Genomic DNA, 13,544 nt, shown 5'->3' on the forward strand with positions numbered 1-13,544 from the left:
AACTTGGCGGATGATGTCCTCCCTCGATTCCTTTGAACGCAAGATTGATCAGCTTTTAGCCATCATGCAGGGTCTGCGTGCTGAAAATGAAACGCTGCGCCAGCGTGTTACATCGCTAGAAGCCGAAAAATCTGTCTTGAACAACAAAATCATCGCGGCCTGTGAACGCCTTGCTGCCTTGCGCGACCAACTGCCGGAAATACCTGAGCCATGAGCGAAACGCTAGATATTCATTTACTAGGTAAGGATTACCGTGTGGTGTGCGCCCCGGCAGAGCGGGACGCATTGGTTGCTGCGGTGGCGTTTCTTGACGATAAATTCAAGCACATAGGTAGTAAAACCCCGCAGGTATCCGGTGGCGCGCGCACTCGCAGTAGTAGTGAGCGTATTGCGGTCATGGCGGCGTTGAACATTGCGCATGAATTACTCACCTTGAAAAACGCAACACCTGATCTTTTCGTTGGGCTTGAAAATGAAACGATTCAGCGTAGAATAAATTCCATTGAGAGCAAGCTGGATGAATCACTGGCTGCCGCACGGGTCACACGTCAGCCATTGCCCTAGAGACTTTTCGGTGATTGAAAACGGTAATCGTAGGTAGTTGTGGATAGTCGTAGGTAATCGTACGTAATTGAATCTAGTCTGCTTTCCCTGATTTTCCCCTGCGGTGTGCGCCAAGGCTATCATTCTTTGAGCCAATACGCATTTACGCTGGTTACTGCCCTTGAGTGCCGCTGTTGTGATCGCTTCTTGTAAGTGAGCCTGATGTGGCTGGAACGTAACCTCCCTGAACTCAGGTTCGGGATGTCGGCCAAACGCCATGCGCGGGGGAGCCCTAAGCTACAACAACCCCAATAGTGCGGACTCTTTCGCGCTCTTGGGGTTTGTTTTTAGGCTTTATCGGGTAAAAAATGGAGCGTATTTTTTTAAAACACGCATGGAGGCTATTGGCATGTCGCGCTATTGGTTGATGAAAAGCGAACCTTCAGTGATCAGCATTGATGATGTGCTGGCCATGCCGCAGCAAACGGTTGATTGGTGGGGAGTACGTAACTACCAAGCGCGCAATTTCATGCGCGATCAAATGTCCGTCGGTGACGGGGTTTTTTTCTATCATTCTTCATGTCCCGAACCGGGCATTGCGGGGGTGGCCGAGGTCGCGCGGCAGGCTTATCCTGACCGCACGCAGTTTGATCCTGCAAGCCCTTACTTTGATGCCAAGGCAACCGCTGAAAACCCACGCTGGATGAATGTGGATGTTCGTATCGTGCGGAAAACCCGGTTGATCAGTCTGGATGAGTTGCGCGCTCATGCGGAGCTGGCTTCCATGCGCACGCTGCAACGCGGTAATCGCCTGTCCATCACGCCAGTAGATCCAGCGGAGTGGAAGTTCATCATTGAAAAACTGATAGGTACGCAATGAACTGGTTCTTTGCTTACCTTGCGCTAGGCGTCGCGGCTGGTTTTTTTGCTGGCTTGTTAGGGATAGGCGGTGGCGCCGTGGTGGTGCCTATCCTTGTCATGATGTTTGCAGCGCAAGGGTTTCCGGATGCGCATTTGATGCACTTGGTGCTCGGCACCTCAATGGCGACCATTATTTTCACGTCGATTTCCAGCATGCGCACGCATCATCAGCATCAGGCGGTGAACTGGTCTGTGGTGAAAACCATCAGCCCCGGCATCATTCTCGGCACGCTGCTGGGCGCGCAACTGGCGGCGCATGTGCCAACCCGTCCGCTGGCTATTTTTTTCGCCGTGTTCATGACCTACGTGGCTGCACAAATGATCATCAATGCCAAACCGGCGCCTTCGCGCGATCTCCCCGGCCGCTTGGGCATGATGGGTGCAGGCTTGGGTATCGGGGCTATTTCCGCGCTGGCGGCAGTGGGTGGCGGCTCGCTGACCGTGCCATTTTTACTGTGGTGCAATGTCAAAATGCACCAAGCCATTGGAACATCGGCAGCTGTTGGCTTGCCCATTGCGCTGGCTGGCACCCTAGGTTACATGCTGTCAGGTTACGGCGCGAGCGGTTTACCGGCGGGCAGCTTTGGCTTTATTTATCTGCCTGCGTTAGCGGGTACGGTGCTGGCCAGTGCGATGGTCGCACCCTTTGGTGCGCGGCTGGCGCACCGGCTGCCGGTGGCAATCCTGAAAAAGATTTTCGCCAGCGTGATCTTGCTGTTGTTGGCAAAAATGCTGTATGGGTTGTTTAGTCGCTAAGCGGGTTACTGGGCGGGCTGAAAAATTTGTCGCCAAGTGTGCGAATCGCGGGTGCTTACCGTATCACCAGCACCGACTTTTTATCGCGCCCGATTACTTTGGCAGCAATTGTGAAAAATCATCAATCGCGGGGTAGTCTGCTGTGTTTTTTTGCGGCTGTCGCGTGTCCGGTTTTTTAACCGCAACTAAATGCGCTATGCCATATCGGCGGGCTGAATCCAGTACAGGCAAACTATCATCCACCAGCAAAGTACGCGCAGGGTCAAAGGGTTCGATTTTGTTCAAGTGTTGCCAGAACGCTTGTTCCTCTTTGGCGGCGCCCAGGGCATGCGAGCTGATAATGGCATCAAAGTGCGGGGTGAGCCCGGTGCGCGCCATTTTCAGCGCCACGCTTTTATGGTGTGCGTTAGTCGCCAGAACAATGCGTCGGCCGCTGAGCCGGATGGCGGAAAGAAACGTGAGCACATGCGGGTGAACTGCAATCAGATGCGCCACTTCTTCTTTCAAGCACATGATGTCCAGTCCCAGCTCGTTTTGCCAGAAATCGACGGAATACCAATCGAGCGTGCCCGCGCCTTGGCGGTAACGGGTCATCAATTCGTGGCGCACCACATCGTGCGGCCGATCAAGCGATTCAGCGTAGCGTTGTGGCAAATGCGTCTGCCAAAAATGATTATCAAAATGCAGGTCGAGCAAGGTGCCATCCATGTCGAGCAACACGGTGTCGATGTGCGCCCAGGGGACAAGTGGATTCATGGTGTGCTCAGTGTGGGTCGGGGTGAGTTAGGGTTAGCAGCCCCGAAATCGTGGTGGGCGTTTTTCGAGAAAGGCGGCAAGGCCCTCTTGATAATCTGCTGTCTCAAGAAAACGAAATGCCTCGCGTTTTTCTTCCAGCGTGAGCGGCTGTCCGGTAGATAAGCGGGTGATCCATTGCCTGTGCGCTCTTGCCACCAAGGGCGCCCCTGCGGCAATGCGGCAGGCGGTGGCGTGCGCTTCAGTGAACACCTGCGCATCTTCAGTGACGCGTGTTAGCAAGCCTTTGGCATAGGCTTCGTCTGCAGTGAATAAGCGGCCTTCGAGCAGAATTTCCTTGGTAACCGCCGGGCCTGCGATGGCGAGTAAACCGTGAAGTTCACCGGGATACATTGAAAATCCGAGCTTCATGATCGGTGCGCCGAACTTGGCGCTGTGGCCCGCGATGCGCAAATCACAAGCGCAGGCAATTTCCAGCCCGCCACCGATGCATGGGCCGAGAATAGCGGCAACCGTGGGCACGGCACAGTGTTCGATCGCGGCCAGTGCCGCACCCACTGCCTCGTGGTAAGCAAGAGCTAGATCCACAGTGGCACGGGCGGTATGAAACTCTTCCAGGTCGCCTCCGGCGGCAAAGGCTGCGCCTTCACCGCGCACAATGATGCAGTGCAAAGAGTCGTCATCACTCAGCGTGCGCATGACGGCGTGCAACTGTTGCCACATGGCGGCATTGAGGGCGTTGAGCTTGCCGGGGTTGCACAACGTCACCGTAGCGATGTCATTTTCGCGCGTGCGGCGTATCGTGGGTGTCATGGCTGTTCATGCTCCTTATTTTTCTTATGGTCATTTTACCGGGCTTTACATGATAGCCACGCGCGTGCTGCGGCTCCTGCGGTATAGTCAGACGGATGAAAATTTCACAACAACACTTCGCTTTTTTGCTGGCCGCACTGTCTGCGATCGGTCCGTTTGCGATTGATACTTATTTGCCGGCTTTCCCGGAAATGGCGCAGCAACTGGGCGCGTCGGCGTTGCAGATTCAGCAAACGCTCACCTTCTATCTGATTCCCTTTGGTTTCATGATGCTGTGGCATGGCACGCTATCAGATGCCTTGGGCAGGCGACGCATTATTCTTGCCGGGCTATTGCTGTTCGTTCTGGCATCATTGCTGTGCGCTTTTGCTACGCGCATTGAAATGTTGTGGCTTGGACGCGCGTTGCAAGGGATGTCGTCAGGTGTGGGCATGGTAGTGGGCCGGGCCATGGTACGTGATGTGCTGCACGGCGCTCACGCGCAGCGGCTGATGGCCAAGGTAGCGATTCTTTTCGCCATTGCGCCGGCCGTTTCACCTATTGTGGGTGGCTACCTTTTGCGCTTTTATGACTGGCAGGGAATTTTTATTTTTCTTGCACTGTTTACGGGCTTGTTACTCGCTGCATGCCTGGCCTGGCTGCCCGAAACGCTCGCGGTGGAAAAGCGGCAATCGCTGCATCCCCTGAAATTATTGCGGGCTTATCAAGACGTGTTGAGTCATGGGATGTTTAATCGCCTGGCGATGGCCAGTGCGTTTACTTTCAACGCATTTTTTATTTACGTCGTGGCGGCGCCCGTATTTCTTATTCGCCATCTTGGGCTGACGCCACAATCGTTTGCGGTCATGTTTGTGCCCCAGGTGGCCGGCATGATGATCGGTTCTTTTTTGTCGGGCAGATTCGCGGGGCGGCTCACGCATCGGCGGACTATCGTGATCAGCTATGCGGTCATGGCGGTTGCTGCCAGCTTGAATCTGGTGATTAATCTGGTTCTGCCACCGAGCCTGCCCTGGTCGATTTTGCCACTGCCCTTGTTTGCTTGCGGCATGTCGCTCTCGATGCCCAACATGCAGTTACTGGTTCTCGATTTGTTCCCCGAGCGGCGGGGGTTAACCTCCAGCACCATGAGTGCGATCTCTACGCTGGTTGGTGCACTATCAACCGCCTTGATTATCCCGCTGCTATGGGATAGCACGTTGGGTCTGTCATTGGGTATGGCGGGATTTTTGGTGTTGGGTGTGATTAGCTTTGCGCTCACCCGAACATTAGACGAAGCTCACGCAGGCGCGTAACCATGGCTGAACAATGAAAAGTCGGCGCTGGTGAGACGCCGCGCAACAAGTCCCCTGGGGGGACGGCGAGAATGAAAAAGTCCATTGTGTCTTCTGGCTGTAAAGATAAATTGCCTGAGCAGGGTAAGATTAAATTTTTTTATCATCCTGTATTCATCACTGCTTATGAGTGCCCTCCATTTCCCCACGCTCTTTTCCCCGTTACAGGTAGGCGCGCATGTGTTGAAAAATCGCGCCATCATGGGCTCCATGCATTTGCGCCTGGAAACCATGGATCGCCCTCTGCAACGCCAAGCGATGTTTTATGCCGAGCGCGCCCGCCACGGCGTTGCCTTGATGGTGACGGGTGGTTTTTCTCCCAGCGCTGAGGGGCTGCTGGAAGAAGGCGGTCCATTATTGGCTGACCCTGAGCAGGCAGAAAAATTGCGTGGCATTACCGAGGCCGTGCATGCCGAAGGCGGACGTATTTTGTTGCAGATATTGCATGCCGGCCGCTATGCGCGAATTCCTTCACCTGTCGCTCCGTCGGTTATTCCATCGCGCATTAACCGCAGTATTCCACGCGAATTGACCGAGGCTGAAATAGAAACCACGATAGAAGATTTCGTGCGCTGCGCTGAGCTCGCTGCGCTGGCTGGTTTTGATGGTGTGGAAGTGATGGGTTCGGAAGGCTATTTACTCAACCAATTCACGGTTACGCGCACCAATCAGCGCACCGATGCGTGGGGTGGCAGCGTTGAAAACCGGCATCGGTTGCCGGTTGAAATTGTCCGCCGCATGCGCGAGCGCTTGGGTGTTGGTTTTTTGATCATGTTTCGCATCTCGGCAATAGACTTGGTCGAAGACGGCGCCGATGCGCATGAAGTCGCGCAGCTTGCACGCGCGGTTGAGGCGGCGGGGGCTGATATTTTGAATACCGGCATCGGCTGGCATGAGGCGCGCATCCCCACCATTGCGTTTGTGGTTCCCCGTGCGGCGTGGCGCTTTGCCGCAGCGCGTCTTAAGCGCGTGGTGACTATCCCCGTGGTGGCCTCCAACCGCATCAACGCACCGGACGTTGCGGAAAGCTTGCTCGCCAGCGGTGACGCTGATTTGGTATCGATGGCGCGACCATTTCTCGCCGATCCTGCCTTCATGCACAAAGCAGCGGAAGGGCGTGCCGATGAAATCAATACATGCATTGCTTGTAATCAGGCGTGCCTGGATTATGTTTTTTCGGATCGTCCGGCGACCTGCCTGGTGAACCCGCGTGCAGGCCATGAACTGACGTTTGCGGAAATCAAACCGTCTACTGTTCGACGTCGTATCGCGGTGGTGGGTGCGGGGGTTGCGGGGCTGACGTGTGCTGTTACGGCAGCCGAACAAGGCCATCACGTCACGTTATTTGAAGCGGCTGACGCTATTGGCGGGCAAATTAACTATGCGAGGCAAGTGCCAGGAAAGCAGGAGTTTAACGAGCTGTTGCGCTATTACCAGCGGCGGTTAGAGGTTTTGGGTGTGGCATTGCAGCTGGGTGAAAAACCCGATGCTGGTCGGTTGGTTGCGGGCAAGTTCGATCGCATTGTGATCGCCACGGGTGTGCGTCCGCGTGTGCCTGATATTCCGGGCATTACGCACCCTAAAGTGGTGAGCTATCCGGAGGTTTTTTCCGGGCGGGTGGTGCCGGGTCAGCGCGTGGTGGTTATTGGTGCCGGTGGTATCGGTTTCGATCTGGCGGAATTTCTCTGTCATCCGCCGCCGGACGCACAGGCCGCGCAAGACACGGTCCAGCAGTTTCAAAACGCCTGGGGCGTCGATACTTCACCCGATGCGCACGGCGGGTTAAAGGCGCCAGCCCCAGCGCAACCCTTCCGGCGCGTGACCTTGGTGCAACGCAAACCCGATAAACCCGGCCGCAGGCTGGGACTCACAACCGGCTGGGCACTGAAAGCAACCTTGCAACGCTATGGTGTCGAGATGCTCGCTGGCTGTCACTACGAGCGCATTGACGATGCGGGCTTACACCTCACCATGAACAACCAGGCACGGGTGCTGGCCGCCGATACCATCGTGCTTTGCGCAGGACAAGAAACGGAGCGCAGTTTGTTTGAAGCCTTATGTGCGTTAGGTGTAACGCCCGATTTGATTGGTGGGGCAAATGAAGCCGCGGAGCTGGATGCCTTGCATGCGATCAATCAGGGAATGCGCTGTGCGCTGCAAATGTAACGTGAAAAAATAAGAGTCGGAGAACTCCTCGTCATATAATCATCAAAAAATAATGACTTTTCAGAAAGTTAAGCATTCCGTATCAACATCTCATCTACAGCACCTACATCTGCAATGGATTTTTCTCAATCGGAGGAGCACACCAGTATTCGTGATGCCGTGGGCAAAATATGCGCACGGTTTGATGATCACTACTGGTTAGAAAAAGATCGTGTGGGTGGTTTCCCCCACGAGCTGCACCGTGCCTTTGCTGACGGGGGTTGGCTAGGCATCTGTCTGCCCGTTGCGTACGGTGGCAGTGGCATGGGCATTACTGAGGCTGCGGTGATGATGCAAACCATCACCGCTTCCGGGGCGGGACTGTCGGGCGCTTCGGCTGTCCATATGAATATTTTCGGGCTGCAGCCAGTAGCGGTGTTCGGCACGGAGGAACAAAAACAGCGTATGTTGCCGCCGTTAATTGCCGGGCAAGAGAAAGCCTGTTTTGCCGTGACTGAGCCAAATGCAGGGCTAAACACCACCCAATTACAAACCCGTGCTGAGCGCGTGGGCGACCACTATGTGATCGCAGGTGAAAAGGTGTGGATCTCTACGGCGCAAGTCGCCGAGAAGATGCTGATTCTCGCGCGCACAACGCCACAAGATCAATGCAGTAAACCGTCGCTGGGTTTGAGCTTGTTTTATACCGATCTTGATCGCCAGTATGTTGAGCTGCGCGAGATAGACAAAATGGGCCGCAAAACGGTGGACTCCAACCAGATGTTCATTGACGGATTACCAGTGCCGGTAGCTGACCGCATTGGCGAAGAAGGCCGCGGGTTTGAATATATCCTGCATAGCATGAATCCCGAACGGATTCTTGTTGCTGCCGAAGCAATAGGGCTGGGACGCGCGGCACTGAATCGCGCCACGCGGTACGCCAATGAACGCATTGTGTTTAACCGGCCCATTGGAAAAAACCAGGCGATTCAGCATCCCTTGGCTGAGTCATGGATGGAACTTGAAGCGGCTGATCTGATGATGATGCGCGCCGCCTGGAAATATGATCACGGCGAGCCATGCGGCGCGGATGCGAACGCGGCAAAGTATCTGGCCGCTGAAGCAGGATTCAATGCCTGCCAGCGTGCGGTGATGACTCACGGTGGGTATGGTTACGCTAAGGAGTATCACGTTGAACGGTATTTGCGCGAGATTCTGATTCCGCGTATTGCCCCTATCAGCCCGCAATTGATTTTGTGTTACATCGCGGAAAAAGTATTGGGTTTGCCAAAGTCGTATTAAAAATCTTTAACAAATAATTAACTCCAAGCCCTCTGAATAAAAGGGAAATGTTTAAATTTTTTTGGAAAAATCGCTCATGAATAATGAAACTCTTGAAATCGAACGGCAGGACAATATCCGCATGCTGCGCGAAAGTGCGCAGGGCTTTGCGGCTAAAGCCTCACCCCTGACCCGCGCCCGTGGTTTGCGTGGCTCGGCAACGGGGTTTGATCGCAGTTTTTGGGGCAGTCTCGCCGAGCAAGGCTGGACAGGGCTGCTTATTCCTGAATCGTTTGATGGCTATGGTCAAGGGTTTGGTGAGATGGCTGCCGTCGTGAGCGAACTGGCTACTCAGGTGGCGCCAGAGCCGATTGTGCCCACGCTGGTTTTTGCAAGTCGCCTGATTCAGCATACCGGCAGTGGTGACGTTCAGCGGCAATTGTTGGCAAGCATCGCATCCGGAGAATTGATTCCGGCCGTGGCCTGGCAAGAAGATATTGCCGGTTTGCGGATCAATCTGAACGCTGAAAAAGTGTGCGCCCGGCAGGTCGATGGCTGCGTCAAACTCTCGGGAGAAAAGCACCATGTGCGCCCCGGTGCTGATGCCGATGGCTTTGTGGTCTCGGCACGCAGTGATGAGGGCACGCTGTCGCTGTGGTGGGTGCCGTCAAACACGACAGGCGTGAGCGTGAAATCCGTTGCGCTGGCCGATGGCACGAGTGCTGCGCGCGTGATGTTCGATGGCGTCATGCTGGACACTAACTGGTGCTTGGCGCATGGCGCCGCCGCGACAGACGCCTTGACGCATGCCTATGACGAAGCACTGGTGATGACCAGTGTCGAACTGTTGGCGCTGCAACGCGCGATGCTTTCGATGACGCTTGAATACCTGCGCACCCGTGTGCAGTTTGGCAAACCCATTGGCAGCTTTCAGGCATTGCAACATCGCGCTGTCGATTTGCTCATCCAACAAGAGCTGACATCTGCTGTCGTTGGACAAGCCATCACGCTGCTGGATGGCACCGCCACCGTGGTGGAACGTTCTGCGATGGCTAGTCGCACCAAGGCGCGTGCATCGGATGCCGGTTTATTGATGGCGCGTGAATCGGTGCAGATGCATGGTGCCATTGGCTTTACCGATGAATATGACCTGGGGTTGTATGTGCAGCGTGCGCTGGTGTTATCGGCCTGGCTTGGCAATGCGCAAACACAGCGCCGTCGTTACGCATCGATCACCGCCCCATCTGCTTGAAGCAAGGAGAAACCCGAATGTCTACGAATCAATCTACTGACTGGAATGCCCTCGATACCGAGACTTTTCGCCAGACGGTGCGTACGTTTTTTGAGCAAAACTATCCAGCGGAATTACGCTATCCAAAAACCCGTTTGCGCTGGTCTGAAATCAAAGACTGGTATATGACCTTGTCGCGTAAAGGCTGGGTTGCCCCCAGTTGGCCGCAGGCTTATGGCGGCATGGGGCTAAGCCCCGAAAAGCTCATTGTGTTTATCGAAGAGCAGGAGCGCTGGGGTGTGGGCCGTGCGCCGGACATGGGCATCGCGATGATAGGCCCGCTGCTGATTCAATATGGCAGTGACGAACAACGGCAGAAATATCTGCCAAAAATCATCCAGGGCGAAAACATCTGGTGCCAAGGCTACTCTGAACCCAATGCCGGCTCCGATCTAGCCAGTTTGCGCACAGACGCGGTCGAAGACGGCGATGATTTCATCGTCAATGGGCAGAAAACATGGACTACCCTCGCACAGGATGCCACCCATATTTTTTTGCTCGTACGCACCGATAAAACCGTGAAGAAGCAGGAAGGCATCAGCTTTCTGCTGGTTGACTTCACCACCCCGGGAATTACTGTTCGGCCGATTCGCAATATCGCGGGTCATGAAGAATTTTGTGAAGTCTTCTTTGAAAATGTCCGTGTGCCCAAAGCTAATCTCGTGGGGGGCTTAACCAAGGGTGGGGTATTGCCAAGGCCTTACTCGGCTTTGAACGCATTTTTCTCGGGAGCCCGAAGCAATCGCAATATGCGCTTTCCAGAATTGAAGAAGCCGCCCACGCGATGGGTTTGTTTGGTGATCAAGGCTTTGTTGATCGCTACACGCAACTTCAACTGGATGTCGCTGATTTAAGTGCGCTGTATGTGCGGTTTGTTGAGCAAGTGAAACGCGGCGAAGAACTCGGACCGGATGTCTCCATGCTCAAAGTATGGGCGGCAGAAACCTTTTCACGCCTGGCCAATTTGTTGGTCGAGATAACGGGTGGATCAGGTGCGGTGGCTGGCGATATTGAGGTGAATGGCAAAAAGATTGATGTGCTCACCAGTTTTTACAATGCCAGACCGGCAACCATCTACGGGGGAAGTAGCGAAATTCAGCGCAACATTCTGGCTTCCAGCGTCTTGCAATTGCGCAGCTAAATTTTTCAAGCTCAACGCTATTTAAGTGCAACATATGAGTGATATGACAAATGCCTTTAATGGCCCAGGGCCGGATGCCGTTTTTGCAGCAGCGCTCGCTGAAGGGCGGTTCATGCTGCAGCAGTGCGATGATTGCAAAAAATATGTGTTCTACCCGCGTGTGCTCTGCCCGCATTGTGGTTCGCCAGAACTCACCTGGCAGCCCGCCAGCGGCCAAGGCGCGGTGTATTCAACCACCGTGGTACGCAGAAAACCCGAGCAAGGCGGCGACTATAACGTGGCACTCGTTGATCTGGCGGAAGGGCCGCGCATGATGAGTCGGGTGGATGGCATCCCGCCGCATGAGGTGTTCATTGGCCTGGCGGTGCGTGCACACATTATTGATGACCCGAAAAAAGGCAAGCTGCTGGTATTTACGCCAGCGCAAGGCGGTGTCGCATGAAGACAACTGACTTGCGCGGCAAAACCGCGATTGTGGGCGTGGGCCTGGGCGGCTTGCCCGGTGTTTTAAATGCGGCCCCCAACCGCAGCTCGATGGAAATTCAAACCGAAGCGGTGCACCATGCGTTGGCCGATGCGGGATTGAAGTCCAGCGATGTCGATGGTTTATTTACCGGCTCATCGCACGCCTTCATGCCGGCTTTATCCACGGCGGAATACTTAGGCATACGGCCGAAAATTTCGGATACCACCATGATCGGTGGTTCATCCTTCATCGGCCATTTGTTGCCCGCGGCGATGGCGCTGCAATATGGTTTGTGCGATGTGGCGCTGATTTGCTACGGCAGCAACCAGGGCTCAGGCTTTGGCAAGCTCAAATCCATGTCCGAGCCGCAAACCTATGAAGCACCCTATGACCCGAGGCATCCGATTAGCAGTTACGCGCTGGCGGCAGCGCGTCACATGTATCAGTTCGGCACGCGCCGTGAGGATTTGGCCGAAGTGGCCGTCGCGGCACGGCGCTGGGCGCAGTTGAACCCCTTGGCCTTTGCGCGCGATGATCTCACGATAGAGCAAGTCATGGCTTCGCGCATGGTGAATGATCCGTTATCTATTCTCGACTGTTGTCTGGTCACCGATGGGGGTGGTGCGCTGGTTTTAGTGCGCAGCGAACGCGCGAAAGATTTTCCCAAGCCTCCGGTGTATATGCTGGGCACGGCCATGGCGCATTGGCATCGCCAAATCAGTAGCATGCCTGATCTCACCGTGACAGCTGCGGCCGAATCCGGCCCGCGTGCATTTGCCATGGCAGGCTTGAAGCCAGCGGACGTGGATGTGGTTGAGCTGTACGACGCGTTCACCATCAACACCATCTTGTTTTTGGAGGACCTCGGGTTTTGTGCCAAGGGCGAAGGCGGTGCTTTTGTGTGTAATGGCCGCATTGCACCAGGCGGCAGTTTGCCGGTGAACACCAATGGCGGTGGCTTGTCGTGTTGCCATCCGGGCATGTACGGCACCTTTTTGCTGATCGAAGCGGTACAACAACTGCGTGGCGAAGCCGGTGCGCGGCAAGTGGATAACGCGCACATTGCGCTGTGCCACGGCAATGGCGGCGTGTTGTCAAGCCAGGTGACGGCGCTGCTGGGGGATGCTTCCGCGCTGTGATTCGCGGTGTAATTAACGTTGTATTGGCGTGGATGAGCGCAGAAAAAAATAACAGGGGAGGTCTGCATGACAATTAACTATGACAAGCTGATGGCATGGCCGTTTGAGGATGTGCGTCACCGCTACACCACGCGTGACACCATGCTGTATGCCTTGGGCATCGGGCTGGGCGCTGACCCAATGAATGAAGCCGAGCTGCGCTTTGTGTATGAAAAAAACCTGTGTGTCTTGCCTACTTACCCCGTTGTGCTGGGCTACCCCGGCTTATGGATCAAAGACCCGGGCACGGGCGTTGATTGGACGCGACTGGTGCATGGTGAGCAAGGCTTGCGTATCCATAGGCTGCCAGCTACTGCGGGCGAAGTGATTGGCCGTACACGAGTGACGGGTGTGATCGACAAGGGCGAAGGCCGAGGCGCGCTGGTATTGACCGAGCGCAAAATTACCGATGCGGTCAGTGGCGAGTTGCTTTGCACTTTGACTTCCACCACCTTTTGCCGTGCCGATGGCGGCTTTGGTGGGCCAGCGAGTTCTGCGCCCGCCATTCATGTGCTGCCCGAACGTACGCCAGACGTTACTCTCGACCGCTCAACCGATGCGCGCGCAGCACTCATCTATCGCTTATCGGGCGACTACAACCCGCTGCATGCCGAACCTGCCATGGCAAAGACAGCAGGGTTTGAACGGCCGATTTTGCATGGCTTGTGCACGTTTGGCATTGCGGGTTATGCGTTGACTCGCGCCGTGTGCGATAACGACCCTACGCGTTTGATTGCGATGAATGTGCGCTTTACCTCGCCGGTGTATCCGGGCGAGACGATACGCACTGAAATGTGGGTCGATGGCAGCATCGTGTCTTTTCGTGCTCGGGTGGTTGAGCGTGACGTGATGGTGCTCAATAACGGCCGCGCCGAGATTACGTGAGCGCAATGAGCCTTTGATCAATACTCAGATCAGCCTTGAC

At 55.2% G+C, this 13,544-nt stretch carries 14 protein-coding genes and 1 pseudogene; 13 read left to right on the forward strand and 2 right to left on the reverse strand.

What is annotated here, in order from left to right:
• Nucleotides 1–10: 10 nt before the first annotated feature.
• From PG1C_RS00970 to PG1C_RS00985, 4 genes are all read left to right on the forward strand, one after another.
• The gene (locus PG1C_RS00970) at nucleotides 11–214 is read left to right on the forward strand and encodes a hypothetical protein (protein ID WP_202635590.1); all 204 of its coding nucleotides are present in this window, start codon (nucleotides 11–13) and stop codon (nucleotides 212–214) included.
• Complete coding sequence (locus tag PG1C_RS00975) at nucleotides 211–564, forward strand: cell division protein ZapA (RefSeq protein WP_202635591.1); 354 nt, start codon at nucleotides 211–213, stop codon at nucleotides 562–564. The genes PG1C_RS00970 and PG1C_RS00975 overlap by 4 nt, the downstream gene beginning before the upstream one ends.
• Before the next feature lie 388 nt (nucleotides 565–952).
• Complete coding sequence (locus PG1C_RS00980; RefSeq protein ID WP_202635592.1) at nucleotides 953–1,423, forward strand: EVE domain-containing protein; 471 nt, start codon at nucleotides 953–955, stop codon at nucleotides 1,421–1,423.
• Nucleotides 1,420–2,220 (forward strand): sulfite exporter TauE/SafE family protein, encoded by an 801-nt coding sequence (locus PG1C_RS00985; RefSeq protein WP_202635593.1) that lies wholly within the window; start codon nucleotides 1,420–1,422, stop codon nucleotides 2,218–2,220. The genes PG1C_RS00980 and PG1C_RS00985 overlap by 4 nt, the downstream gene beginning before the upstream one ends.
• Nucleotides 2,221–2,313: 93 nt before the next feature.
• On the opposite strand, the gene yrfG is transcribed toward PG1C_RS00985, so the two are convergent.
• A complete protein-coding gene (yrfG, locus tag PG1C_RS00990; RefSeq protein ID WP_202635594.1) occupies nucleotides 2,314–2,976 on the reverse strand; it encodes a GMP/IMP nucleotidase in 663 nt (220 codons plus the stop codon).
• A gap of 33 nt (nucleotides 2,977–3,009) precedes the next feature.
• Nucleotides 3,010–3,786: an enoyl-CoA hydratase/isomerase family protein gene (locus PG1C_RS00995; RefSeq protein ID WP_202635595.1), complete on the reverse strand. Its 777-nt coding sequence runs from the start codon at nucleotides 3,784–3,786 to the stop codon at nucleotides 3,010–3,012.
• Between the two features lie 95 nt (nucleotides 3,787–3,881).
• On the opposite strand from PG1C_RS00995, the gene PG1C_RS01000 reads away from it, so the two are divergent.
• The 9 genes and pseudogenes from PG1C_RS01000 (at nucleotide 3,882) to PG1C_RS01040 (ending at nucleotide 13,504) form a co-directional block, all read left to right on the forward strand.
• Nucleotides 3,882–5,078 carry a multidrug effflux MFS transporter gene (locus tag PG1C_RS01000; RefSeq protein WP_202635596.1) on the forward strand — a complete coding sequence of 399 codons (1,197 nt, stop codon included), beginning with the start codon at nucleotides 3,882–3,884 and terminating at the stop codon, nucleotides 5,076–5,078.
• A 165-nt stretch (nucleotides 5,079–5,243) separates the two neighbouring features.
• Nucleotides 5,244–7,283, forward strand: a complete 2,040-nt coding sequence (locus PG1C_RS01005; RefSeq protein WP_202635597.1) for an FAD-dependent oxidoreductase — start codon at nucleotides 5,244–5,246, stop codon at nucleotides 7,281–7,283.
• Nucleotides 7,284–7,397: 114 nt separating this feature from the next.
• Entirely contained in the window at nucleotides 7,398–8,564 is a 1,167-nt protein-coding gene (locus PG1C_RS01010) for an acyl-CoA dehydrogenase family protein (protein WP_202635598.1), read from the forward strand.
• A 76-nt stretch (nucleotides 8,565–8,640) separates the two neighbouring features.
• A complete protein-coding gene (locus PG1C_RS01015; protein ID WP_202635599.1) occupies nucleotides 8,641–9,795 on the forward strand; it encodes an acyl-CoA dehydrogenase family protein in 1,155 nt (384 codons plus the stop codon).
• A 17-nt stretch (nucleotides 9,796–9,812) separates the two neighbouring features.
• Nucleotides 9,813–10,463, forward strand: a pseudogene (locus tag PG1C_RS01020) (acyl-CoA dehydrogenase family protein); the annotation flags it as partial.
• Nucleotides 10,464–10,552: 89 nt separating this feature from the next.
• Nucleotides 10,553–10,975, forward strand: coding sequence for an acyl-CoA dehydrogenase family protein (locus PG1C_RS01025; RefSeq protein WP_237218353.1), 423 nt, complete (start codon nucleotides 10,553–10,555; stop codon nucleotides 10,973–10,975).
• A gap of 34 nt (nucleotides 10,976–11,009) precedes the next feature.
• Entirely contained in the window at nucleotides 11,010–11,417 is a 408-nt protein-coding gene (locus PG1C_RS01030) for a Zn-ribbon domain-containing OB-fold protein (protein ID WP_202635602.1), read from the forward strand.
• Nucleotides 11,414–12,580, forward strand: coding sequence for a thiolase (locus PG1C_RS01035; protein WP_202635603.1), 1,167 nt, complete (start codon nucleotides 11,414–11,416; stop codon nucleotides 12,578–12,580). The genes PG1C_RS01030 and PG1C_RS01035 overlap by 4 nt, the downstream gene beginning before the upstream one ends.
• Before the next feature lie 66 nt (nucleotides 12,581–12,646).
• On the forward strand, nucleotides 12,647–13,504 hold the full coding sequence (locus PG1C_RS01040) for a MaoC/PaaZ C-terminal domain-containing protein (protein ID WP_202635604.1): 858 nt from the start codon (nucleotides 12,647–12,649) through the stop codon (nucleotides 13,502–13,504).
• The last annotated feature ends 40 nt before the right edge of the window (nucleotides 13,505–13,544 follow it).

Origin of the sequence: Rugosibacter aromaticivorans (assembly GCF_000934545.1) — a bacterium.
GTDB classification, from domain to species: Bacteria; Pseudomonadota; Gammaproteobacteria; order Burkholderiales; family Rhodocyclaceae; genus Rugosibacter; species Rugosibacter aromaticivorans.